The sequence below is a fragment of the Flavobacterium sp. SORGH_AS_0622 genome, assembly GCF_030818825.1.
In the GTDB taxonomy this organism is placed as follows: Bacteria; Bacteroidota; Bacteroidia; order Flavobacteriales; family Flavobacteriaceae; genus Flavobacterium.
In genome coordinates this window covers 4166109-4188553 of sequence record NZ_JAUTAX010000001.1, presented here as the reverse complement: position 1 = coordinate 4188553, position 22445 = coordinate 4166109, and the positions used below count along the sequence as shown (strand labels likewise).

23 protein-coding genes and 4 tRNA genes are annotated in these 22445 nt (G+C 32.1%); 12 read left to right on the top strand and 15 right to left on the bottom strand.

Translation table 11 applies throughout. The annotated features are described in order from the left end of the window. Positions 1-77 precede the first annotated feature (77 nt). The 6 genes from QE431_RS17770 to QE431_RS17745 all read right to left on the bottom strand — a co-directional run bounded on the left by QE431_RS17770 (position 78) and on the right by QE431_RS17745 (position 2767). The gene (locus tag QE431_RS17770) at positions 78-1127 is read right to left on the bottom strand and encodes an acyltransferase (protein ID WP_307298578.1); all 1050 of its coding nucleotides are present in this window, start codon (positions 1125-1127) and stop codon (positions 78-80) included. Positions 1128-1229: 102 nt separating this feature from the next. Further along, positions 1230-2135 carry a LytTR family DNA-binding domain-containing protein gene (locus QE431_RS17765; protein WP_307298575.1) on the bottom strand — a complete coding sequence of 302 codons (906 nt, stop codon included), beginning with the start codon at positions 2133-2135 and terminating at the stop codon, positions 1230-1232. Positions 2136-2252: 117 nt separating this feature from the next. Then, positions 2253-2325: transfer RNA gene (locus QE431_RS17760), tRNA-Lys, on the bottom strand. Positions 2326-2456: 131 nt separating this feature from the next. Beyond that, positions 2457-2539 (bottom strand) — tRNA-Leu (locus QE431_RS17755). A 42-nt stretch (positions 2540-2581) separates the two neighbouring features. After that, positions 2582-2654 (bottom strand) — tRNA-Lys (locus tag QE431_RS17750). 40 nt (positions 2655-2694) lie between these two features. Then, positions 2695-2767, bottom strand: a tRNA-Lys gene (locus tag QE431_RS17745). Between the two features lie 126 nt (positions 2768-2893). Here QE431_RS17745 and QE431_RS17740 point away from each other — a divergent pair. Next, on the top strand, positions 2894-3412 hold the full coding sequence (locus QE431_RS17740) for a shikimate kinase (protein WP_307298574.1): 519 nt from the start codon (positions 2894-2896) through the stop codon (positions 3410-3412). Here the strand turns inward: QE431_RS17740 and QE431_RS17735 are convergent. Next, entirely contained in the window at positions 3404-3904 is a 501-nt protein-coding gene (locus QE431_RS17735; RefSeq protein ID WP_307298573.1) for a phosphoribosyltransferase domain-containing protein, read from the bottom strand. The genes QE431_RS17740 and QE431_RS17735 overlap by 9 nt on opposite strands. Positions 3905-4031: 127 nt before the next feature. Next, positions 4032-4424, bottom strand: coding sequence for an RNA-binding S4 domain-containing protein (locus QE431_RS17730; RefSeq protein WP_057117844.1), 393 nt, complete (start codon positions 4422-4424; stop codon positions 4032-4034). Between the two features lie 79 nt (positions 4425-4503). On the opposite strand from QE431_RS17730, the gene QE431_RS17725 reads away from it, so the two are divergent. Beyond that, positions 4504-5673, top strand: coding sequence for an FKBP-type peptidyl-prolyl cis-trans isomerase (locus QE431_RS17725; protein WP_307298571.1), 1170 nt, complete (start codon positions 4504-4506; stop codon positions 5671-5673). A gap of 157 nt (positions 5674-5830) precedes the next feature. On the opposite strand, the gene QE431_RS17720 is transcribed toward QE431_RS17725, so the two are convergent. The 3 genes from QE431_RS17720 to QE431_RS17710 all read right to left on the bottom strand — a co-directional run bounded on the left by QE431_RS17720 (position 5831) and on the right by QE431_RS17710 (position 8302). Next, positions 5831-6784, bottom strand: a complete 954-nt coding sequence (locus QE431_RS17720) for a transketolase family protein (protein ID WP_057117811.1) — start codon at positions 6782-6784, stop codon at positions 5831-5833. Positions 6785-6858: 74 nt separating this feature from the next. Further along, entirely contained in the window at positions 6859-7710 is an 852-nt protein-coding gene (locus QE431_RS17715) for a transketolase (RefSeq protein WP_057117812.1), read from the bottom strand. A 271-nt stretch (positions 7711-7981) separates the two neighbouring features. Further along, positions 7982-8302 (bottom strand): hypothetical protein, encoded by a 321-nt coding sequence (locus QE431_RS17710; RefSeq protein WP_057117813.1) that lies wholly within the window; start codon positions 8300-8302, stop codon positions 7982-7984. A 411-nt stretch (positions 8303-8713) separates the two neighbouring features. On the opposite strand from QE431_RS17710, the gene tgt reads away from it, so the two are divergent. The 10 genes from tgt (at position 8714) to QE431_RS17660 (ending at position 18996) form a co-directional block, all read left to right on the top strand. Next, a complete protein-coding gene (gene tgt / locus QE431_RS17705; RefSeq protein ID WP_134142542.1) occupies positions 8714-9844 on the top strand; it encodes a tRNA guanosine(34) transglycosylase Tgt in 1131 nt (376 codons plus the stop codon). 83 nt (positions 9845-9927) lie between these two features. Continuing rightward, a complete protein-coding gene (locus tag QE431_RS17700; RefSeq protein WP_307298565.1) occupies positions 9928-11016 on the top strand; it encodes an LptF/LptG family permease in 1089 nt (362 codons plus the stop codon). After that, positions 11003-11893: a DMT family transporter gene (locus QE431_RS17695; RefSeq protein WP_307298563.1), complete on the top strand. Its 891-nt coding sequence runs from the start codon at positions 11003-11005 to the stop codon at positions 11891-11893. Before QE431_RS17700 ends, QE431_RS17695 begins: the two co-directional genes overlap by 14 nt. A 112-nt stretch (positions 11894-12005) precedes the next feature. Continuing rightward, a complete protein-coding gene (locus tag QE431_RS17690; protein WP_057117817.1) occupies positions 12006-12959 on the top strand; it encodes an acetyl-CoA carboxylase carboxyltransferase subunit alpha in 954 nt (317 codons plus the stop codon). 140 nt (positions 12960-13099) lie between these two features. Further along, a complete protein-coding gene (dnaB, locus tag QE431_RS17685; protein ID WP_057117818.1) occupies positions 13100-14644 on the top strand; it encodes a replicative DNA helicase in 1545 nt (514 codons plus the stop codon). A gap of 136 nt (positions 14645-14780) precedes the next feature. Then, on the top strand, positions 14781-15122 hold the full coding sequence (locus QE431_RS17680) for a hypothetical protein (RefSeq protein ID WP_057117819.1): 342 nt from the start codon (positions 14781-14783) through the stop codon (positions 15120-15122). Between the two features lie 25 nt (positions 15123-15147). Next, positions 15148-15777: a hypothetical protein gene (locus QE431_RS17675; RefSeq protein WP_307298559.1), complete on the top strand. Its 630-nt coding sequence runs from the start codon at positions 15148-15150 to the stop codon at positions 15775-15777. A gap of 36 nt (positions 15778-15813) precedes the next feature. Continuing rightward, positions 15814-16605, top strand: a complete 792-nt coding sequence (locus QE431_RS17670; protein WP_307298557.1) for a sensor histidine kinase — start codon at positions 15814-15816, stop codon at positions 16603-16605. Positions 16606-16720: 115 nt separating this feature from the next. Then, entirely contained in the window at positions 16721-17386 is a 666-nt protein-coding gene (locus tag QE431_RS17665; RefSeq protein ID WP_057117822.1) for a response regulator transcription factor, read from the top strand. Positions 17387-17736: 350 nt separating this feature from the next. Further along, positions 17737-18996 (top strand): asparagine synthetase B, encoded by a 1260-nt coding sequence (locus QE431_RS17660; protein WP_307298554.1) that lies wholly within the window; start codon positions 17737-17739, stop codon positions 18994-18996. 2 nt (positions 18997-18998) lie between these two features. Here the strand turns inward: QE431_RS17660 and QE431_RS17655 are convergent, their stop codons facing one another. The 4 genes from QE431_RS17655 to QE431_RS17640 all read right to left on the bottom strand — a co-directional run bounded on the left by QE431_RS17655 (position 18999) and on the right by QE431_RS17640 (position 22356). Then, positions 18999-19802: an endonuclease/exonuclease/phosphatase family protein gene (locus QE431_RS17655; RefSeq protein WP_057117824.1), complete on the bottom strand. Its 804-nt coding sequence runs from the start codon at positions 19800-19802 to the stop codon at positions 18999-19001. A 70-nt stretch (positions 19803-19872) separates the two neighbouring features. Then, positions 19873-20040, bottom strand: a complete 168-nt coding sequence (locus QE431_RS17650; protein ID WP_157848514.1) for a hypothetical protein — start codon at positions 20038-20040, stop codon at positions 19873-19875. Between the two features lie 144 nt (positions 20041-20184). Continuing rightward, the gene (locus QE431_RS17645) at positions 20185-20853 is read right to left on the bottom strand and encodes a response regulator (RefSeq protein WP_134142551.1); all 669 of its coding nucleotides are present in this window, start codon (positions 20851-20853) and stop codon (positions 20185-20187) included. Between the two features lie 9 nt (positions 20854-20862). After that, the gene (locus QE431_RS17640) at positions 20863-22356 is read right to left on the bottom strand and encodes a tetratricopeptide repeat-containing sensor histidine kinase (protein WP_262712691.1); all 1494 of its coding nucleotides are present in this window, start codon (positions 22354-22356) and stop codon (positions 20863-20865) included. Positions 22357-22445: the final 89 nt, after the last annotated feature.

Here is a 22445-nt window from a genome sequence, read left to right as displayed (position 1 = left end):
TTAATAAAATAATAGATCCTAATACAAAACTGCCCAATACAATTAGCGGCGCGGTAATTAAAAGCTTTATTGCGGGGTCAATAGCCCAGTTTTTTAGTGCTAACATAAATATAACTGTCACTAATGGATGAAAAATGTAAACGGCAAAAACTACTGCGTGATGCTTTAGTAAGTAATATTGAAGTAGCATTCCAATTTATTTTTCCTCTAATTAATAATGCGGTTAATATCGAAATTCCAATCCATTGCTCCCAGACTGCGTATAATAATGCCTGCCAGTGAAAACCACCCGAAAACCAAGAAAGAGGTGTGTTTAATTTGTATCTGATGATAAAAAATACTGGAAAAAGCAGCAGGCATAAACGTGCTGACCTTTTGAGTTGTCTGCCTGTTTTTCCTGAAAGCTGTTCAAACCAATTGTTTTTTGATGCCAGTAATCCAATTATAAATAGTGCGATATATTGTGGAAAATGCCCAAGCTGAAATCCGACAGGTTCAAGAACCCTTCCAACAGGGAATATAATTCTAACTAAGAAAGAAATAACTCCTAATCCTGCCGCAAATAATATTATAGCGCAAGAGCTGGGAGCAGCCACAGATTTGTTGAAGTTAATGTTGAATATTTTTTTTACTGCCACATAAACTAATGTAAAAAGCAATAGTGCTGCTACAAACCAAGTAACTCCTAAGTCGATCCAGCTGTCATATCTGCTTAAGTAATTGAAATAAGTGATATGTGCTTTTGTGAAATAATAAACTAGATAACAAATAAATGGAGTAAGAATAAAAGAGTAGAAAATTAAAGGAATTCCTAGTCGAATTAGTCTGTCCTTGATAAATTTAGAAACTCCTTTTTTAGAATAGGAAGAGTTGGTAAAATAAGCAGCCAGGAGAAAGAAATATCCCATAAAGAAAGACTGATTTATACTGATGAATACTGTCGAAAGGATGCGTGCTCCTAAAAAACTAGTTTCTTCATTGTAGTACCAGCCTTCAGAAGAACTGTAAGCAATAACGGTGTGGTGAAGTACAACTAATATGGTTAGAAGAACTTTGATATTATCGATGTATAATAATTTGTTTGAAGAGCCAGAATCCTGATTCTTGACAGCAGTTGCAGTTGACATAATAATTTTGGTTTTGTGTTATTAATGGCAAACGTACAACAGTAAAATGCAGTAATAGCGGGCATTGTTACTAATAACTACCTTTTGTGACGAGCAACAAGATTATGCAATGTATTTGCGGCGAAGCTCTTGGTGATAGTTGTTGAAATTGTTTATCTGTTTTCTTGAAACTGGAATTTTAACATTGGTTTCATTAAATGATAGTAAATAACCTTGAGAGTTTCCAGATATTTTTTGAACCTTAAACATATTTACTAAGTAGGTTCTGTGGCATCTAAAAAAGTGTGGATAATCTACTATTTGAGTTTCAAATTGGGTTAAAGAAATTCTCTTTACTTCTGTGGTAATTTGGTTGTTGTTCGATTTTGTTAACTCAATATAATTGCCATCCGCTTTTGCGAAAAGTAATTGATCGATATCAAGGCTAAAATCATCTTGCTTTACCTGTGTGCTGATGAAAAGATTAGATTTTGAAATTGTTTTTTCGGCTTCAACAGCCAAAGGTGTAAATTGAAGAACAAATGGAGATCCTTTTTTAGATTCAAAATAGAAACTAGCTAATCGTATAAAAAAGTAAAAAAAGATACCTGCTACGAGGCAGTTTCTTATTTCTTCGAAAAAATAATTCCAAGACCAGTTGTTTGGGTTGTTATAAAGCAAATCACGCATTAGAAAACTCGATGTGCCAATAAGGACTAACAGTATTCCAATGTGACTATATTCTTGGAGCAAAGTCCATTTAGTCTGGAATTTTGTTTTTCTGTAATGATTTAAAACTTCAAAATAAGCAAATAAAATAAATGCCGGTGCAAAAGCATGAAAGAAACAAATAAACAAATAGTGCATTTTGAGTTCAGGATCATAAACTCCAAATGGTTTGAATAGTAAGAGAAATGTTAGAATAATAAAAAATACTATAACTGAACTTTTGATGAGATTTTGAGATTGATATCGAGTTGGGTATTCGATTTCATTTATTAAATGTTCTGTATTAATGTAAAATCTCATGCTAAAGTTTGTTTAGTTCCAAAAATACAAAAAAGAAAGGTTTAATTTTTGTGTAGACATTTCTCCGATTTGAAAGGGTATAAAAAAAGGTCAAGTAAATTAATACTTGACCTTTTGTGACCCGACTGGGGCTCGAACCCAGGACCCCATCATTAAAAGTGATGTGCTCTACCGACTGAGCTATCGAGTCTGTTGTTTTCTTCAATGAGGGTGCAAATATAAGTACTTTATTTAGCTATTTGCGTCTTTTTTTTGAATGATTTTAAGAATAAATTATAAAAGCCTATTCTACAATTAAATAGAGTTTTAATTTTTTTCTAGTGACCATGGAGGGATTTGAACCCTCACGCCCTTACGAGCACCACCCCCTCAAGATGGCGAGTCTACCGTTTCTCCACATGGCCAAAATAAAAAAGGTCAAGTAAAATAAATTACTCGACCTTTTGTGACCCGACTGGGGCTCGAACCCAGGACCCCATCATTAAAAGTGATGTGCTCTACCGACTGAGCTATCGAGTCATTGCTATCAAGAAATTTAATTTGTTAATCACAAAATCTGTGACCCGACTGGGGCTCGAACCCAGGACCCCATCATTAAAAGTGATGTGCTCTACCGACTGAGCTATCGAGTCATTTAATTTCTTGAATGCGGGTGCAAATATAAGGAGTTTATTTTGAAGTTTCCAAGCAAATTTATTATAAATTTGTCTTTTTTTTGGAAAAATTTCCAATTGCTTAGTTTATAAGGTTTTATTAGTATGAAGAAAATTGTATTGTTAGGTTATATGGGTTGCGGAAAGTCGACAATCGCCCAAAATTTGTCAAAAATCACGAATATTCCGTTCTTAGATTTGGATAAAATTATCGAGGAAAGAGCAAAAATGTCAATAAATGAGATTTTTGAGAAGCACGGAGAGATCTATTTTCGAAAATTAGAGCACCAAATTTTTGTTGAATTATTGCAATCTGCCGAAAATAATATTATCGGATTAGGAGGAGGAACTCCCTGTTATGCTAATAATCATGAATTGTTAAAAGGAGAAGATGTTGTTTCTATATATTTAAAAGCATCGATTGATACTTTATATAATAGATTAATATATAATAAGAGTAAGCGTCCCTTAATTGCAAATATGAATGAGGAAGAGATGAAAGAGTTTATTGCGAAACATTTGTTCGACAGAAGCTTTTATTACAATCACGCGCAGCATAAAGTCTCGGTAGATGATAAGTCTGTCGAAGAAACGGTTAAGGATATTTTAGATATTCTAGCTTAAAGAAGCATAGTCTCCGTTTTCTGAGTCGAAAACAACTTGGACGTGCTCTAATAATGAAGTTGAAAGTGAAATGCCCTTAAAGTCTGCCTTTACAGGGTATTTTTTATGGTTTCTGTCAACAAGCACTGCTGTTTTGAATTTTTTGAGAGGTACATCTAAGAAATGACGAACAGCATAGATTAATGTTGTTCCTGAATTTAGAACATCATCAACAAGAACTAATCCTTTGTTTTTATACTCCTCGGGACTTAATGAAGTTTGTATTGCCTCCTGTGGATTTTGCTTGTTTACTTTTACTTCGCAGATTGATACCTTTAAGGTTGAAATGCTGCTTAGTGCTGTGGCAATTTTTTTGGCAAAAACATATCCATTTGAAGCAATTCCAGCAATAACGACTTCTTCCTCGTTTACAAATGTTTCGTAGATTTGATAGGCAATACGTTTTATTTTATGCTCGACTTCTTGATTGGTTAAGATGATGTTGCTGCTCATAATTTATTTTTTTGCTAATATAATTAATTTAAATTCCATTATAAAAAATCCAAATTTCAATTTTTTCAGAAGAAATTCTAAATTGGAATTGGGTATTTAATTTTTGGGTTTTTCAAAGTTTTGAAATTTATTCCGTTTCTTCTTCTTCGTCAAAGATTTCATTTCCGTACTCATCGATATCTCTTCGGTCTTTTTTAGTTGGACGTCCTGTTCCGCTTTTTCGGTAATGTTCTTTAGAAAGTTTTAATAACTCTAAATGCGCGTAAGCTTCTGGGGGTGTTTCGTTTTTACGGTAAATATCAACCAACTTTGCTCCAACACGACTTTCTGGTATGTCTAGAACGGTTATAATTTGGGTAATTTGATCTTTTCTAAATGTAATTCGGTCTGTAGGGAAAACTTCTTTTGATGGTTTAGCAACCTGCCCATTTACAGTGATGTGATTCTTTTTACAAGCCTCAGTCACCATGTTTCTGGTCTTGTAATAACGAACACACCATAAGTATTTATCTATTCTCATAATTTTTCTAAAATCCAAGTTAAATTCTTTACAAAAATAAATCAATATTGTATCTTGCGCACCTAAAAAAATCATAATAATGAATAAATTTAAATATTATTTTGTTTTATTACTTGCTGGTATTGCCATCGTTTCTTGCAGCAAAAAGGATGATGACGATGTTGTAGTAACTCCGGTACGAGATTATGCGGTACAGTATAAAGCAGATAATGATTCGATTGAAAAATTTTTAAAAAATAATTATATCGAAAATGTTACAGCTGATTTTGATGTTAAAATATCAAAAATTACAGATCCAGCAACACAAGTTTCTATCTGGGATCAAACTACATATAAATTAACGAGCAGGGATGTATATAGTGATGACATTACTTATAAAGTATATTATTTGACATTAAAAGAAGGTGCTGGTGAATCTCCAACAAATACGGATAGAGTTTCTGTGTCATATTCTTGTTATTTGTTAAATGGAAATTTAATGGATTCGTCTTATGGTCTTCCGTTTACAGCTAACTTGTTTCCTTACGCTGGTTCAAGTACTGTGATAGAGGGTTGGTCAGAAATTCTTCCCAAGTTTAAAACCAGCAGTGGTTCTTCTATGGCTAATGATGGGACTATTACTTATAATGATTATGGAGCTGGTGTTATGTTTTTACCTTCTGGTTTAGCATATTATGCTACAGGTAGCGGTTCTATTCCAGCATATACACCAATATATTTTACTTTTAAATTGTTTGACTTGCAGAGAATGGATAATGAATACAATTCATCAAGTAACGGAATAGTTTTTGTTGGTGATGGTGTTCCTGATTATTTAGAAGATGTTAACGGAGATGGATATCTATATGATTTTAGAAATACAACTAAATATCCTAATCCGCCCAAAGAGTTGATTGATGATACTGATGGCGATGGAATTGCAGATTTTCTAGATTTTGATGATGATGGAGATGGTTTTACAACAAGGTTTGAAATTACTAAAGCAGCAGGCGAAGTTGGTGTAGTAAATGGTTTTAACTATGGAATTAAACTTTACTTTCCATGGGATCCAGTTGTAGATAATACGTTAACGCCGAATGTAGATGAAACAGAGCCGAGAGGAATTCCTAGAAGGCCAACAGGAGAACTTGCAAATCCTAGTTTACCAGAATCTGCTACAAATGTTAGAAAATACATTGAGGCAGATTATACGGAAAATCCAAGAAAAAGAATTCATTTAGATAATACTTATCCAATAAAGATTAATTAAATTCGATAAATTAAAAAGCCCTGAAATTATATTTCAGGGCTTTTTTTATGGTCAATATTATGTTGTTACTTTTATGAAGGTTGATGTATATTGATAAAAACAAAAAACCTCGAAATATAGATCTCGAGGTTTTTTTATAAGTAAGAAAATTTAAAAATTATTTTCTTTTGATAACTCTTTCTACAGCTTCAACAATTGCTTGATTGTTTAGTTTGTATTTGTTCATTAACTGCTCTGGAGTTCCAGACTCACCAAAACTATCTTGTACAGCTACAAATTCTTGTGGAGTTGGATTGTGTAAAGCTAATACTCCTGAGACGCTTTCTCCAAGACCTCCAAGGTAATTGTGCTCTTCTGCAGTTACAATACATTTCGTTTTTGCCACTGATTTTAAAATTGCTTCTTCGTCAAGTGGTTTAATTGTATGGATGTTGATTACCTCAGCAGAAATTCCTTTTGCTTCAAGAGCTTCAGCAGCTATAAGAGCTTCCCAAACTAAGTGACCTGTAGCAACAATAGTTACATCAGTTCCTTCGTTTAGTAGAATTGCTTTTCCAATTACGAATGGTTCGTCAGCAGGAGTAAAGTTAGGTACAACTGGACGTCCGAAACGTAAATAAGCAGGACCGTGGTGATCTGCCAATGCTATAGTTGCAGCTTTAGTCTGATTGTAATCGCAAGTGTTGATTACAGTCATTCCTGGTAACATTTTCATTAAACCAATATCTTCTAAGATTTGGTGTGTTGCTCCATCTTCTCCTAAAGTTAAACCAGCGTGAGAAGCACAAATTTTTACATTTTTGTCTGAGTAAGCAACAGATTGACGAATTTGATCGTAAACTCTTCCTGTAGAGAAGTTAGCGAAAGTTCCAGTAAAAGGAATTTTTCCACCAATTGTTAAACCTGCAGCTATTCCGATCATATTAGCTTCTGCGATTCCGATTTGGAAAAAACGCTCTGGGTGATTTTTTTTGAAATCATCAAATTTTAATGATCCAATTAAGTCGGCGCATAATGCAACTACATTTTCATTTTTTTGACCTAGTTCAGTCATTCCCGCTCCAAAACCTGAACGAGTATCTTTACTTCCTGTATTTTCGTATTTTTTCATTTTTGTCTTTTTGCTGTACGCAATAGGCTATAGGCAATAGGTGTAAAACTTATTGCTTAAAGCTTATAGCTTTTTTAATAATCAACTTGGTCTTTAGAGTAATTTTGAGCTAGAGCTTTCTCTAATTGCTCATCGTTTGGAGCTTTACCATGCCAAGCATGTGTGTGCATCATAAAATCTACTCCATTACCCATTTCAGTATGTAATAAAATACAAACTGGTTTTCCTTTTCCTGTTCTTGATTTTGCGTCATTCAATCCGGCAAGAATTGCATCGATATTGTTTCCTTCTGCAATTTCTATAACATCCCAGTCAAAAGCTTCAAATTTAGCGCGAAGACTTCCCATTGGCAGAACTTCATCAGTTGTTCCGTCAATTTGTTTTCCGTTAAGGTCTACTGTTGCGATTATATTATCTACTTTTTTAGCAGATGCATACATAATTGCTTCCCAGTTTTGACCTTCCTGCAATTCTCCGTCTCCGTGTAAAGTATAGATTAAGTGATTGTCGTTGTTTAATTTTTTAGCTTGCGCTGCTCCAAGAGCTACAGATAAACCTTGTCCTAATGAACCAGAGGCAATTCTAACTCCAGGTAAACCTTCGTGAGTTGTTGGGTGTCCTTGTAAACGAGAATCTAATAATCTAAAAGTAGCAAGTTCTGAAATTGGAAAATAACCGCTTCTAGCTAATACGCTGTAGAATACAGGAGAGATGTGTCCGTTTGAAAGGAAAAATAAATCTTCTCCAATTCCGTCCATATCAAAACCTTCTTTGCGGTCCATAATATTTTGATATAGTGTTACCAAAAATTCAGTACAACCTAATGAACCACCTGGGTGTCCAGAGTTTACAGCATGTACCATTCTAAGAATGTCTCTTCTTACTTGGATCGTTAAATCGCTTAATTGTTGTGTGTTAGGCTTCATTTATATGTAAAATTTTAAACTGTAGCAAAAGTAATTGTTATTTTGCGGGGAGACAAATGATTTTCTGCTTTAGTTTGTTTCAATTGTTAAATTTTTGTAGTCTTTTTTTAATGAAATAAGAAAAATATACTCTTTTAGGATCGTTTTTGATGTTGAGGTGTTGAAATCAAATTACTATTGTGATTGTTTTTTGATTCTAAAATATAAAAAAAATAAGCCCTTGTTGAAGGACTTATTTGTTATGATTTTTAAATGATATAGTATTTTAAATTTAATTGGTATCGCTTTCGCTGTAAAAATTATTTTCTTCATCTTCTGAGCCAATATCTTCTTGCTCGTCGTCAAGTTCAGATCCTGGAACGTCTAAGTCATTACCAATTTTATCACTGTTTTGTTTCCATTCATGATTATTGTCTTGATTGATAATGCGTTCGCCAGAAATTCCTTCTGGATCAATATCCTCTAATTTATCTTCTTGATTGTAAATGTCTTCATTTGCTGGATAATCTAAATTTTCTAGATTTCTTTCGATTTGCTCATCCTTAATTTGGTCCAAACGATCTGCAGGATCTCTTTCTTCTGAATTTATCATGATTTCTATGATTTAAAATTGATAGTAATTTCTATTTAATTAAAATTAAGAAATAATGCAGTCGTTATGTTACATATTAATAATGTGATTGTTGTAGTTTTTACATTTGATAAAAATTGGTTCTGGCTTCACGCTGAGGTCTTCGCGTTAGGGATAGGAGCGGCATCCTTTTGTGATAAATGTCTGGTCTTGTCTGGAAATGAAACCTTCTTGAACAAAAGATATAGCGGATAGCCCGGCCGTAGGAAACGCCCAAATAACTTAATAGTTAGATATTAAATGCTAGAAGTTTAACGTTTCAAGTTGATTCCAATGATTATCTAATTTTCTAATTGGTAAATTATGTAATTAAATTTCTCTGAAATTAGCTTATCTTTGCCGTCCCGAAAGGTCGGGAGAAAAAAGAAACAGATGAAGTTTGATTTATTACAAAAAGATCCGCAGTCTAAAGCTAGAGCGGGAAGTATTACAACAGATCACGGAGTTATAGAAACTCCTATTTTTATGCCGGTTGGAACGGTTGCATCTGTAAAAGGCGTGCATCAGCGTGAGCTTAAAGAAGAGATAAACCCTGATATTATTTTAGGAAATACATACCACTTGTATTTGCGTCCGCAAACTGAAATTCTTGAAAAAGCAGGAGGATTGCATAAATTTATGAACTGGGATCGTAATATTTTGACTGATTCTGGAGGTTATCAAGTGTATTCGCTTTCTTCAAATAGAAAAATTAAAGAAGAAGGGGTAAAGTTTAAATCGCACATTGATGGATCGTACCATTTTTTTACACCAGAAAATGTAATGGAAATTCAGCGTACCATTGGAGCCGATATTATTATGGCTTTTGATGAATGTACTCCGTATCCTTGTGATTACAGATATGCGCAGCGATCTATGCATATGACGCATCGCTGGTTAGACCGTTGTATTAATCATTTGGAAAAAGTTCCTTATAAATATGGTTATGAGCAAACATTTTTCCCGATTGTTCAAGGAAGTACTTATAAAGATTTACGCCAGCAATCTGCTGAATATATTGCAAATGCAGGTCAGCAAGGAAATGCTATTGGTGGACTTTCTGTAGGTGAGCCGGCTGAAGAAATGTATGCAATGACTGAAGTTGTCTGCGAAATTCTTCCAGAAGATAAACCTCGTTATTTAATGGGAGTTGGAACTCCTATTAATATTTTAGAAAATATTGCGTTAGGAATTGATATGTTCGATTGCGTTATGCCAACACGTAATGCAAGAAACGGAATGTTGTTTACAGCAAACGGGACAATCAATATCAAAAATAAAAAGTGGGAAGCCGATTTTTCTCCGATTGATGAAATGGCACATACTTTTGTTGATACTGAATATTCAAAAGCATACTTACGTCACTTGTTTGCTGCTAATGAATATTTAGGAAAGCAAATTGCAACAATTCATAATCTTGGGTTCTATATGTGGTTGGTTCGTGAAGCTAGAAAACATATCTTAGCGGGAGATTTTAGACCATGGAAAGAAATGATGGTTAAAAATATGAGTCAAAGACTTTAAAAGTTTTAAGTTTCAGGTTTCAAGTTTCAGGTTCTCTGCAGGCCGTGAAACTTGAAACCTGAAACGAAACAAACAAAATATATATGTTAACAATAATAGATAAATACATTTTAAAAAGATATCTGGGGACTTTCTCTGTTATGCTTCTTTTATTCGCTCCAATCGGAATCGTAATTGACGTTTCTGAAAAAGTAAATAAAATGTTAGAAAACAAGATTCCATTTGGAGATATTGCATTCTATTATTACAATTTCACGATCTATTTTATCAATTCGCTTTTTCCGATATTTTTGTTTTTATCGGTAATTTGGTTTACTTCAAAACTGGCGAATAATACGGAGATTATTGCAATATTAAGTTCTGGTATTTCATTTACGCGTTTTTTACGTCCTTATATTATTGGAGCAACAATAGTATCGCTTTTTGTGCTGTTAATGGGGTTTTTTATTGTTCCTGCCGCAAGTGAAGGTTATAATAATTTTAGATATACGTATTTAAAAGGAAATGGAAAAGAGCTCATGCGGGGCGAAAACACAAATGTTTACAGACAAATTAACGATCACGATTTTATCTTTGTAAATAGCTTTAACGAAGAAACTAAAACAGCTTTTAATTTTTCTTTGGAACATTTCGAAAAAGAAAAACTAACTTATAAGATTACTGCAAGTCGTATTAAATGGGATCCTAAAAAGAAGATTTACATTTTATACGATTATACCAAAAGAACAATTGGAGAATTAAATGATGTAATAGAAAAAACTCCAGAAAAAAATGTTGCTTTTAAGTTCGAGTTAGCAGATTTAACGCCTGTTGTTTATATCGCAGAAACTTTGACTTTAGGCAAATTATACGATTTTATTGAAAAAGAAAGAAAAAGAGGTTCTGGAAATATCAATACCTATTTAGTAGTTCTTTACAAAAAATACAGCGTACCAGTTTCAGCTTTTATTTTAACCATTATTGCTGTTGCGGTTTCGTCTATGAAACGTCGAGGCGGAATGGGAACGAATTTAGCAATCGGGATTGCAATTGCTTTCTCATTTGTGTTTTTTGATAAAATATTTGGTACACTTGCCGAAAAATCTACATTCTCACCTTTATTAGCTGTTTGGTTCCCAAATATTGTTTTCGGAATCCTGGCAGTTTACCTATTACGTAATGCGAAACGATAATTTAAAAAGTTATTTAAATCTTCACTTAATTGTTTTTATCTGGGGTTTTACAGCCATTTTGGGCGCTTTAATTACTATTGATGCCGAAAATCTGGTTTGGTTTAGAATGTTGCTGGCTGGGATTTTTCTTGGCGGTTTTATTGCTTTTAAAAGACAATCTTTTCAAGTTCCAGTAAAAGAATTTTTTAAGTTAATCTTTGTTGGATTGCTTATAGCACTTCATTGGATTTTCTTTTTCAAGGCTATCCACGTATCTAACGTTTCTATTACGCTTTCTATTTTCTCTTTAGGAGCTTTTTTTGCGTCTTTATTAGAACCTTTATTCTACGGAAGAAAAGTATTGTGGTATGAAGTTTTCTTTGGACTAATAATTATTGCAGGTTTAGGATTGATTCTTCAAGTAGAAATAAAATATCTGCAAGGTGTTTATTTTGCTTTGGCTTCGATAATATTAGGAGTTTTATTTACTTTAATGAATGGAAAATTAATTGCGGATCATGAATCTTCTGTAATTACATTTTATGAGTTTGGTGCGGGAGTTTTTTTTATTACTATTTATTTTTTATTTCAAGGAAAATTCACGGCAGATTTCTTTTCAATGTCTTTAAATAACTGGGTTTTATTATTGATTTTATCATCCATATGTACGGCTTATGCTTTTACTGCTTCTGTAAAAGTCATGCAGCGATTAACTCCCTATACAGTAATGTTAACGACTAACTTAGAGCCTGTTTATGGTATCGTTTTAGCGTATTTTATTTTAGGCGGAAAAGAAAAAATGAGTGTCGAATTTTATATAGGAGCTGTTATAATTATCATAACAGTTATTCTAAATGGTGTTTTTAAACATTATAAGAATAAGAAAGAAAACTTGTAATAGTTTACTTATTTTTAAATTGCATTTTTATACTTTAAATAACAATTAACTTCGCCAATGATATAATATTTTTATATTTGCGGTTCGATTTACAAACAAAATTCAAAAATCCATGGAATATTTAGATTTTGAGCTTCCAATTAAAGAACTTGAAGAACAGTTAGAAAAGTGCGTTATTATTGGAAAAGAATCTGACGTTGATGTAACGCCAACTTGCAAGGAAATCAACAAGAAATTAGAACAAACCAAGAAAGATATATACAAAAACCTTACGGCTTGGCAGCGTGTACAATTGTCAAGACACCCAAATAGACCTTACACTTTAGATTATATCAAAGCTATCTGCGGTGATACTTTCTTAGAGCTTCACGGAGACAGAGGTTTTAAAGATGATAAAGCAATGGTTGGTGGTCTTGGTAAAGTAAACGGACAATCGTTTATGATTATTGGCCAGCAAAAAGGTTTTAATACTAAAACACGTCAATATCGTAATTTTGGTATGGCTAATCCTGAAGGATACCGTAAAGCTTTGCGTTTGATGAAAATGGCAGAGAAATTCGGAATTCCAGTTTTAACTTTAGTAGATACTCCGGGTGCATATCCGGGACTTGAAGCTGAGGAACGAGGACAAGGGGAGGCTATTGCTAGAAATATTTTCGAAATGGTTCGTCTTAAAGTGCCAATTATCACAATTATTGTTGGTGAAGGTGCTTCTGGAGGAGCTTTAGGAATTGGTGTTGGAGATAAAGTATATATGTTAGAAAATACTTGGTACTCTGTAATTTCTCCAGAATCTTGTTCTTCTATTTTATGGAAGAGCTGGGAGTACAAAGAGCGTGCAGCTGAAGCTTTGAAGTTAACTTCTTCTGACATGAAAAAACAAAAATTAGTTGATGATGTTATTCCAGAACCGCTAGGCGGAGCACACTATGACCGTGAAACAACTTTCAAAACGGTTGCAGAATACATTACTAAAGGATATAATGAATTAAAAGACTTATCAACAGCCGACTTAATTGCCCAGAGAATGGACAAATACAGTAATATGGGCGAGTATAAAGAGTAAATTCATAAAAAGAGACTTAAAATCCGAAGCCTTACCGTTTCGGATTTTTTTTTGGTTATCAACAAATCAATATTATTTATAAACAATTATTAGTTATAACTCGATAGCAGATTTTTTTTAAATTTCGCTACTTTCGCTATATGGAAAATTTCAAAAACTTAAACCCTGTAAAGGTAGATAAAACCACAATTATTAACTTAGAAAAAGGTAAGCTCCCTCCGCAAGTAATTGATTTGGAAGAGGCTGTGCTTGGTGCTATGATGATTGACAAAAAGGGGGTAGATGATGTAATTGATATTTTACAGCCTGATGCTTTTTACAAAGATGCACACAAACACATTTTTGAAGCAATTTTGCAGCTCTTTACCGAAACGCAGCCAATTGATATATTGACGGTTTCGACTCAATTAAAGAAAAATGGAAAATTAGATTTAGCAGGAGGAGATTTTTATTTAATTCAGCTTACGCAGAAAATTGCTTCTTCTGCGCATATCGAATTTCACTCGCGTATTATTCTTCAAAAATTTATTCAAAGAAGTTTGATTAGAATTTCTTCTGAAATTATCGAAGAATCTTATGATGAAACTACAGACGTATTTGATTTGCTTGATAAAGCAGAATCTAAATTATATGAAGTAACTCAGGGAAATATCAAACGTAGTTCTGAAACTGCTCAGAGTTTAGTTCTTCAGGCGAAAAAACGTATTGAAGAAATTGCAGGAAAAGAAGGTTTGAGTGGTGTTGCAACTGGTTTTGAAAAATTAGACGAAGTAACTTCTGGATGGCAGCCTTCCGATTTAATTATTATTGCGGCTCGTCCTGGTATGGGTAAAACGGCTTTCGTACTTTCGATGGCAAGAAACGTAAGTATTCAGTTTGGACATGCAGTAGCAATTTTCTCCCTGGAGATGGCGTCAGTACAGTTAATTACGAGGCTTATTTCTTCTGAAACAGGATTGTCTTCAGAAAAATTAAGAACAGGAAAGTTAGAAAAACATGAGTGGGAACAATTAAGTACTAAAGTGAAAAACTTAGAAAAAGCCCCGTTGTTTATTGATGATACACCTTCGCTTTCGATATTCGATTTACGTGCAAAATGTCGTCGTTTGGCTTCACAGCACGGAATTAAATTAATTATTATTGACTACTTGCAGTTAATGACTGCTGGAGGTAGTGGTAAAGGGGGAGGAAACCGTGAGCAGGAGATCTCTACAATTTCCCGAAACTTAAAGGCTTTGGCAAAAGAGCTAAACGTGCCGGTTATTGCACTTTCGCAGTTATCGCGTGCCGTTGAAACCCGTGGATCTAGTAAAAGACCTTTACTTTCGGATCTTCGTGAATCTGGAGCGATTGAGCAGGATGCCGATATCGTATCGTTTATTTATCGTCCTGAATATTATAAAATTGAAGAATGGGATGATGACGAACAATCATCTACAGCTGGTCAGGCAGAATTTATTATAGCCAAACACCGTAATGGTGGTTTGGAGAATATTCGTTTAAAGTTCTTAGGACACCTTGGTAAGTTTGATAATCTCGAAGACTTTACGGGAGGTTATGATGATTTACCTTCAAAAATGAATCATGATGATAACCCTTTTATAACCAAAAATTTACCTTCAGCTAATGAAGCTTTTGGAAGTAATTTGAACGATGATGATGATGACAGCGATGTTCCATTCTAATAAAATATAAAAGCCTTAATTTTAAGGCTTTTTTTATGTTTGAATGTTAATTTTTTAATTAAAATCAGTAGTTTAGCCAAACCAATTATAAACTATTAATTTTTTTTAGATTATTAACCAATAACAAATTTAAATTATGAATGAAGAAGCTTTTCCAGGGCCTATCAGGGTTCCCTTGTCTACTGCCAAAGAATGGGAGAAAAAGTATGACGACGATACTACTGTCGAAGATCGTGCGAAAAAAGTTAAATCTTATTTGATACCAAGAGAAAGTTTAGAACTGGTTTTAAAACTTAATACCGAAGCTGTTCGTGCATATATTGGTATTAATGATGATAATGAAAAAACTTTACTTTTTGTTGGTGCTAAATACGACGAAAAAACTGGTAAGTACGTTGATGTTTACGGACCTGGTGACGGCGTTGAAAACGGAGGAGATGTTGTTTATGATGGTTCACGTCCGAGCCCTCCATTTTAATTTTAAATATTTTAAGTAAAAAATAATGGCTGATTTTTTAATATATTCAGGTTATTCCATTTTATTAATTAATCTAATATTATATGCATATAGCTTTTTCCGAAAGGAAAAAGCTAATGTTTTTTTTGTTAGTTACCTAGCTTTTGCATTTCTTATGCAAATATCAATGGAGACACTATTTCACCTTAAAATGAATAATTTATTTCTCGTAAATACTTTTTTTATAGGTCAAATGATATTTCTTGGTTTATTTTATTATTCAATTTTAAAAATAAAAATCCAAAAACAATTTGTAAAAGTTAGTCTTATTGTGGCTTTGCTTGTACTAACAATACAATTTGTTAATGATCCACAGGAATTTTTGAAATTTAATTTATTTGAAATTACATTAACATCATTGTTGATTGTTGTTTTTGCATTACTTCATTTCTATAATATGCTTACCGAAAATAAAACATATTACTATGCAAGTATGGGAATAATCATTTATTTACTGTCAAGTACAGTATTGTTTATTATTGGTAATCTTACTTCTACCTTGAATAACGATGTAAAATATTTAAGCTGGATGTTTAATGCATTTTTAAATATAGTCTATTATCTTTTTATTATGTACGAATGGAAGGTCAGTTTTTCAAGAAAAAAAGTTTTATAAGGTTAGTCTGTAATTGTGTACCATAAATAAATACATATGAGCACCCATTCAATTCCTGATAAAGAGCTAGTTGCAATTATATTATATATATCCCTTTTTTTTATAGTTGTTGCAGTTGCATTAATTATATTCTTTTACTATTCCCGAAAAAAAATCATTCAAAAAGAATTAGAGAAAAAAGATTTAGTTCTTCAATATCAAAAAGAACAGCTCCATGCGATTATAATTACTCAAGAAGAAGAACGTAAAAGAATTGCACAAGACCTTCATGATGATATTAGTTCAAAATTAAATATTGTTTCTCTCAACAGTCATTTACTTACTGCTCCTAATCTTACGGAAACAGAAACTGCAGAAATTACAGAGAACATCATTAATTTAACAACGAAGGCATTAGAAAATTCTAGAAAAATAGCTCATAATTTATTACCGCCGGTTTTTGAAAAATTCGGTTTAAATGCTGGTATAGAAGAGTTGTGTGAAGAATTTGAAACTAGTAAATCTGTAAAAACACATTATAAAAATGAAATCGATTTTGATGATAAAGATATCGATCGACATTTACATGTTTTTAGAATTTTACAAGAGTTGATGAATAATTCCATGCGACATGGAAAAGCAACAGAAATATGGATTTCATTTATTAATAGAGATGGAATAAATATTTGTGATTATGAAGATAATGGAGTTGGTTTTGATAGTGCAAATGCTGAAAATCAAAAAGGACTTGGAATGAAAAATATTGACAGCCGTATATCGTTTTTAGAAGGAACTATAAAAATTACTTCTGAAATTAATAACGGAATCGCAGTAAATTTTACTTTTTAATCTAGTTTTTGTATTAAAATAAGATTTTTACTCAATAAAACAAGTTAAATGGACTTTTTATAAATGATATTTCGTAAATTCGGCATACCAAAACAAACGACCAAAATCAAATTAAATGAATGCTGCTATTAAAATTGCCCTAGTCGATGATGAAATTTTGTTTCGAAAAGGAATTTCTTTTTTATTGCAGAGAGAAGAAAATTTTGATGTTCTTTTTGAAGCTTCAAACGGAGATGAACTTATTTCTCAGTTAAATAAAAATGAAATTAAGCCCGACATTATTATAATGGATTTAAAGATGCCAGTTTTAAATGGTGTCGAAGCTACAAAAATCATAAGGAAATCGTTTCCAGACATTAAGATCATTGCTCTGACAAGTTATGATACAAAATCATTTATTGCCAATATGATTCAGGTAGGTGCGGTTGCTTATTTAATAAAAAATACCACCCCAAAAGATTTAATACACACTATTAATGAAGTAGCTGCAAAAGGATTTTATTATAACGAAAGCGTTTTAAAAACAATTCAAGAAACAATAGTTTCTCCTAAGAATTCAAAAGGCGGTTTAGAAACTAATTTTCTTTCTCCTCGTGAAGTGGAAATCCTGCAATTGATCTGTCAGCAGAAAACAACTGCAGAAATTGCAGATCATCTTTTTTTAAGTCCAAGAACTATAGAAGGACACAGAAATAATTTACTGCTCAAAACAGAATCACGAAATATTGCAGGCTTAGTAGTATACGCCATTCAAAATGACTTAGCTGTTCTAACAATTTAAAATATTACGCTGTCAAAAATTGAATTGACAAGACGTAATATAATATGATTGTTATGACAAGAACACATAGACCTATTTTTTGAATTATATTCATACCCTTTTCTTGGTTATTACTATCATTAAACTTCATGGTGGTTGATTTTTTTTGCATTGATTAGTTTTATGACCTGGGATAGCAAATGTATATAGAATATTTTGCCACACTATAGGTGTTTTTACCTGTTTTTTTTAATATTGTAAATCAGGTATTTACCCCTGTTTTTATATTTAACATTCTATTATGCCAGAAAAAAATCTCACGATTCTTTTTTTAGATTCTTCCTTTATATCTTTACTAAAATAATTTTCGGATGAATAGGAGTTTATTCTACATTTTTATACTATTAATTACATTTAGTGCTCGAGCATCGTTTATCTTAATTCCGATGGACGAAACTACACAGCAAAATCACTTAAAGGCTTATGGTATAACATATTGGTGTTTAAGCAGAGATTATAAAGCAAGCTGGCTTTTAAATTATCGTGGTGGTTCTTTTTTGCTGCCAGATGCAGAAGAGATTAGAAAAGAATGTAAAATTAGGGGAGTTAGTTTTGAAGTGATTTCAGATAGTGAACAAACTTCAATTTTAAATGAAATTTCGAGTCCTTCTCAAAATATGGAATCGGTAATTTTAGAAAAAGCTCCAAAAATTGCAGTATACACTCCAAAAGGAAAACAGCCTTGGGACGATGCTGTAACGCTGGTTTTAACTTATGCCGAAATTCCGTTTACGCCAATTTATGACGAAGAAGTATTAAGCGACCAGCTTTTGTTATACGATTGGCTGCATTTACATCATGAAGATTTTACAGGCCAATACGGAAAATTTTATGCAGCATATAAAAATACACCTTGGTATATTGACCAGAAAAAAGATGCTGAAGCGCTGGCCGCAAAATTAGGATATGATAAGGTATCTCAAGAAAAAGGTGCTGTTGCCAAGAAAATTAGAGATTTTGTTATTGGTGGTGGTTTTATGTTTGCAATGTGTTCTGCAACGGATAGTTTTGATATTGCCCTTGCAGCAGATGGAGTAGATATTTGCGAAACAATGTTTGATGGTGATCCAAGTGAATCAAATTACCAGTCAAAACTAAATTATAATAATTCTTTTGCTTTTAAAAACTTTACTTTAGAAAGAAAACCTGAAGTTTATGAATTTTCAGATATCGATATGACTACCAAAAGGCGTATCGTGATGGATAAGGATTATTTTACTTTAATGGAATTTTCTGCAAAATGGGATCCAATTCCTAGTATGTTGTGTCAAAATCATACGCAATTAGTAAAAGGTTTTATGGGACAAACGACTTCTTTTGATACTTCATTAATAAAATCTAATGTTCTCATAATGGGAACTTGCGAATTAAATGGAGAATCTAGATATATTCATGGTGAAAAAGGAAAAGGAATGTTTACTTTTTTTGGAGGTCATGATCCAGAAGATTTTCAACATCAAGTAGGAGATCCGCCGACTGTGTTAGATTTGCATCCTAATTCTCCAGGATACAGATTAATTTTGAATAATGTATTATTTCCTGCTGCTAGAAAAAAGAAGCTTAAAACCTAATTTTAGTTTAAGGAGAATTCAAACCAAACCGGAATATGATCAGAAACTCTTCTAGCATTTTGTAGAGAATCATAATCTTCGTAAAATTTAATAACTCCTGAATTAATAAGCTTTAAATTGGAATCTTTGTAAAATATGTTGTCAAACTCAGAAGCTAGACAGACATTGTTTTTACATTTTTGCTTAAGTGTGGTTTTTTGATTTTTAAAAACCGATGAATATCCCATTCCTTTTAACGGATTAAAAACAGTATGTTTTTCGGGACAATTGAAGTCACCTAAAAAAACCAAGTTTAAATTCGGATATTGATTTGGTAAGAATTTAAAATATTTAATTTCAGTTTCAGGCTGTTTTTTTTTAGTTATAGCATGAAAATTAACCAGAGTGATCGCTTTTTTATTAATCTCGAAGGTAGCAAAATAAGGTTCTCGGTCAATTTCTAAGTTGTATTTTTTCTCGAGCCAAGGCTTATTTTTCAATTTGACTTTTTTTGTTTTCCAAATATAAGCATATCGCTCAGTTTTATAACTACTGCTCGTTGTAGGATCACTGATACTATAATCCCATTTAAATCCTTTTTGATTTAGTAGTTCAGAAAGTTTAGCGACGCTTTGGGCACCGCCATTTCCAGCGACTACCTCTTGAATTGCAATTATGTCGTAAGTTGAAATTTGTTTAGCAATATAATTTAGCTCAATATCGGATTTTGACTTACCAAAATTTTCGATATTCCAAGATAGAACTTTGGTTTGAGCAAATGATAAAAATGTAAATAATAGTAAGAGAAGGCTGAGAACGTTTTTCATGTACAATTAAAAATGAAATCAAATATAGATATTTCCTATAATATGAATATCATACCTCTCTTAGAATTAACTAGTGTTTTTTATATCTGTTTTTTAAGGCAGTACCAATAATGATGATTTGTAAAACAAGTAAAGCTGGAATAAAAATTATTTTCCAATCGATTTCCAGCCAGCCTGTTTTTTCAGAAACTAAAGCAAAACTAATTGATAAAAAAAGGCAAAGAAGCATTGTTTTCATAATAATTTTATTTTGAGTTGTGTTAATTTTTGCAAATAAAATAATAGCTTTATTTTTTGGTTTCATTAGAAGGTTAGTAGGTTATTTACAAATGTATATCTATCAAAGTTGTAATCCTTACGGAAAACCGTAAAGCTCATCAATTTATACTAGGCCAAAATCTTTAGCTATTGCAATTAGATGCACATTATTATTTGCTTTAAAATATATTTTTAATTTATTGATTCTCTTCTCAATACTGCTCGTTCCATTAGGAGTAATAGATAAATCTTTAAATTCTTTAGAAATACTTTCTAAAATATATCCTTGTGAAAGAAGTTTTAAGATCGAAATGTCATATGATTCAATTTCAATCAAAGATTTATCATTAAAGCTAAAAGATAAATCAGAAGAAAGTATTCTTTCCTCATTATTGTATGTGCTTTCAACGGCATTCTTTAGCTCAGTCATACTGTTTCGTCCTTTAGAAACGTATGCATTAATACCCAATTCATTAAAAAGAGTTTTGATTCTATAGCTTTTATCTTCGATAGAAAAAACAATTTTTTTTAATTCAGGCTGAACATGATTTACAGCCTCAATTAGTTCGTCTCCACTTGTTAAGTCGGCTTTTCTATGATCTAATTTAAATGACAAATCGGTAATTAAGAGATCGTAAGGCTCTTTTTCCAATAAAGCTTTTTTTACTTTGAGTAAGCCTTCATCACAATATTTTACATGGTCAATTACCGGAACCTCTAATTCTTCCAGAACTTGAACTACAGCGATGCTGATACTGTCTAAATCTTCGGCAACTAAAACTTTTTTAAACATATTTAAATCTTATATAGGGAATGTGAAACTTATTTTAAAACCTCTTTCTGTATTTTTGTCAAAATTAATAGTTCCTTTTATTGTTTTAATACGGTTTTCCACATTTTGTAGTCTTTTTTCTAAAATTGTATCTTTAGTTGTAATTTCAGTACTGTTATCAGTGCATACTACAGTAAGGCTTTTGTTATTTATTTTTAGTATAATGCTTATCAAAGTTGCATCGCTATGCTTTTTCATATTAAATAAAAGCTCCTGTAAAATTCTATAGAGTATTATTTTTCTATTTTTTTCGATTGTATTCCAAGAAACGACATCAAAACCATTTAGGATAATATTGACATCTTTAGATCTATACTCTGAAATCATTTCTTTTAAAACTGCTACATATCGATCATCTGTTGGAATTTGACTATTTTCTTTTGAAATGTTTCGTGTTTTTGAGTAAATGTTATTCAGGTGATAAAGTAATTTTTCTTTATTTTCTTCATTTTCCAGATCATTATCTTCTGCGAATAATAAAGTTTGGTGGACATTTATGGCAAGTTCATCATGTAATTTATTTGAAATTCGCATTTCACTTTTATATATGATATCTTTTTTTTCCCTTTTGCCTTTTGAGGTTATATAAAAGATTAAAAAAAGCAATATGAAAATGGAGAAAGATATGATAATGTAAGAAATAAAGCTTCTGTTTTTTTGTCTCTGCAGCTCTAATTCATTTTCTAATTTTTGAGTTTTGAGCTCTAAATTTTCTTCTTTGTCTTTTTTAGAATCGTATATTATATTGGCAAATTGATTTTTTGCTTTTTTTCTGCTAACAATAAGACTGTCAATTTTTTTACTATAAACTTTCCAGTGTTTTTTTGAATTTTCAGCATTATCCGCTTCGATTAGGGAAGCTAACATGTTGATTTCATTTGTTACAGATTTTGCGCTTTTTGCACAATAGTAAGCTTTTTCGGCGTTAATTTTTTTTAGTACAGGATTGTGGTATTTTGAATAAAACAAGTAAAAAGCGTAGTAGTTGCCGATTAATTCATAATCGTCATTGAGTTTTAGGGTTAATTCTAGGCTTTCGTTAAAGCATTTCAATGCCTCATCTTTGTGGTCTCCTAGTCTTAAGTAAGAAAGACCTAGATTATATAGAATAGCTGCACGTTGAGCATTTGTATTTGAAGGGGTGATTTTATCTGCAATCTTGCACTTAGATATAGGTTCTAATAAATTTACCGCCTCTTGATATTTTTTCTGGTGCATATATGCAAATGCAATTTCAGACAATATTCTCGCTTTCCTAAATGTTGAGATTGCTTTTTTTAATGCTTTTCTATGATAATACAACGCTTTTTCATAATCGTACATATACAAATAGTTGTAAGCCATGAAGGTATAAGCGTTAACGGCATATTTTACATTGGTAGTTTTTTCTAAGTAAGGGAATGCTTTTATAAGTGTGGTTTCTGCTTCGTTATAATTACCATTTTGTTGGAGAATTTCGACCATATTGTTTAATGAACCAACATAATAATCTGCATAATCTGCTTTTGGGTAACATAACAATTGTGTTTTATTGAAATAAAAAAGGGCACTAT

What these genes read in the sequence shown, in the direction of transcription:
- QE431_RS17770 (WP_307298578.1), bottom strand. Translation starts at nt 1,127, where the DNA reads ATGTCAACTGCAACTGCTGTCAAGAATCAGGATTCTGGCTCTTCAAAC.
- QE431_RS17765 (WP_307298575.1), bottom strand. Translation starts at nt 2,135, where the DNA reads ATGAGATTTTACATTAATACAGAACATTTAATAAATGAAATCGAATAC.
- QE431_RS17740 (WP_307298574.1), top strand. Translation starts at nt 2,894, where the DNA reads ATGAAGAAAATTGTATTGTTAGGTTATATGGGTTGCGGAAAGTCGACA.
- QE431_RS17735 (WP_307298573.1), bottom strand. Translation starts at nt 3,904, where the DNA reads ATGAGCAGCAACATCATCTTAACCAATCAAGAAGTCGAGCATAAAATA.
- QE431_RS17730 (WP_057117844.1), bottom strand. Translation starts at nt 4,424, where the DNA reads ATGAGAATAGATAAATACTTATGGTGTGTTCGTTATTACAAGACCAGA.
- QE431_RS17725 (WP_307298571.1), top strand. Translation starts at nt 4,504, where the DNA reads ATGAATAAATTTAAATATTATTTTGTTTTATTACTTGCTGGTATTGCC.
- QE431_RS17720 (WP_057117811.1), bottom strand. Translation starts at nt 6,784, where the DNA reads ATGAAAAAATACGAAAATACAGGAAGTAAAGATACTCGTTCAGGTTTT.
- QE431_RS17715 (WP_057117812.1), bottom strand. Translation starts at nt 7,710, where the DNA reads ATGAAGCCTAACACACAACAATTAAGCGATTTAACGATCCAAGTAAGA.
- QE431_RS17710 (WP_057117813.1), bottom strand. Translation starts at nt 8,302, where the DNA reads ATGATAAATTCAGAAGAAAGAGATCCTGCAGATCGTTTGGACCAAATT.
- tgt (WP_134142542.1), top strand. Translation starts at nt 8,714, where the DNA reads ATGAAGTTTGATTTATTACAAAAAGATCCGCAGTCTAAAGCTAGAGCG.
- QE431_RS17700 (WP_307298565.1), top strand. Translation starts at nt 9,928, where the DNA reads ATGTTAACAATAATAGATAAATACATTTTAAAAAGATATCTGGGGACT.
- QE431_RS17695 (WP_307298563.1), top strand. Translation starts at nt 11,003, where the DNA reads ATGCGAAACGATAATTTAAAAAGTTATTTAAATCTTCACTTAATTGTT.
- QE431_RS17690 (WP_057117817.1), top strand. Translation starts at nt 12,006, where the DNA reads ATGGAATATTTAGATTTTGAGCTTCCAATTAAAGAACTTGAAGAACAG.
- dnaB (WP_057117818.1), top strand. Translation starts at nt 13,100, where the DNA reads ATGGAAAATTTCAAAAACTTAAACCCTGTAAAGGTAGATAAAACCACA.
- QE431_RS17680 (WP_057117819.1), top strand. Translation starts at nt 14,781, where the DNA reads ATGAATGAAGAAGCTTTTCCAGGGCCTATCAGGGTTCCCTTGTCTACT.
- QE431_RS17675 (WP_307298559.1), top strand. Translation starts at nt 15,148, where the DNA reads ATGGCTGATTTTTTAATATATTCAGGTTATTCCATTTTATTAATTAAT.
- QE431_RS17670 (WP_307298557.1), top strand. Translation starts at nt 15,814, where the DNA reads ATGAGCACCCATTCAATTCCTGATAAAGAGCTAGTTGCAATTATATTA.
- QE431_RS17665 (WP_057117822.1), top strand. Translation starts at nt 16,721, where the DNA reads ATGAATGCTGCTATTAAAATTGCCCTAGTCGATGATGAAATTTTGTTT.
- QE431_RS17660 (WP_307298554.1), top strand. Translation starts at nt 17,737, where the DNA reads ATGAATAGGAGTTTATTCTACATTTTTATACTATTAATTACATTTAGT.
- QE431_RS17655 (WP_057117824.1), bottom strand. Translation starts at nt 19,802, where the DNA reads ATGAAAAACGTTCTCAGCCTTCTCTTACTATTATTTACATTTTTATCA.
- QE431_RS17650 (WP_157848514.1), bottom strand. Translation starts at nt 20,040, where the DNA reads ATGAAAACAATGCTTCTTTGCCTTTTTTTATCAATTAGTTTTGCTTTA.
- QE431_RS17645 (WP_134142551.1), bottom strand. Translation starts at nt 20,853, where the DNA reads ATGTTTAAAAAAGTTTTAGTTGCCGAAGATTTAGACAGTATCAGCATC.
- QE431_RS17640 (WP_262712691.1), bottom strand. Translation starts at nt 22,356, where the DNA reads ATGGTCGAAATTCTCCAACAAAATGGTAATTATAACGAAGCAGAAACC.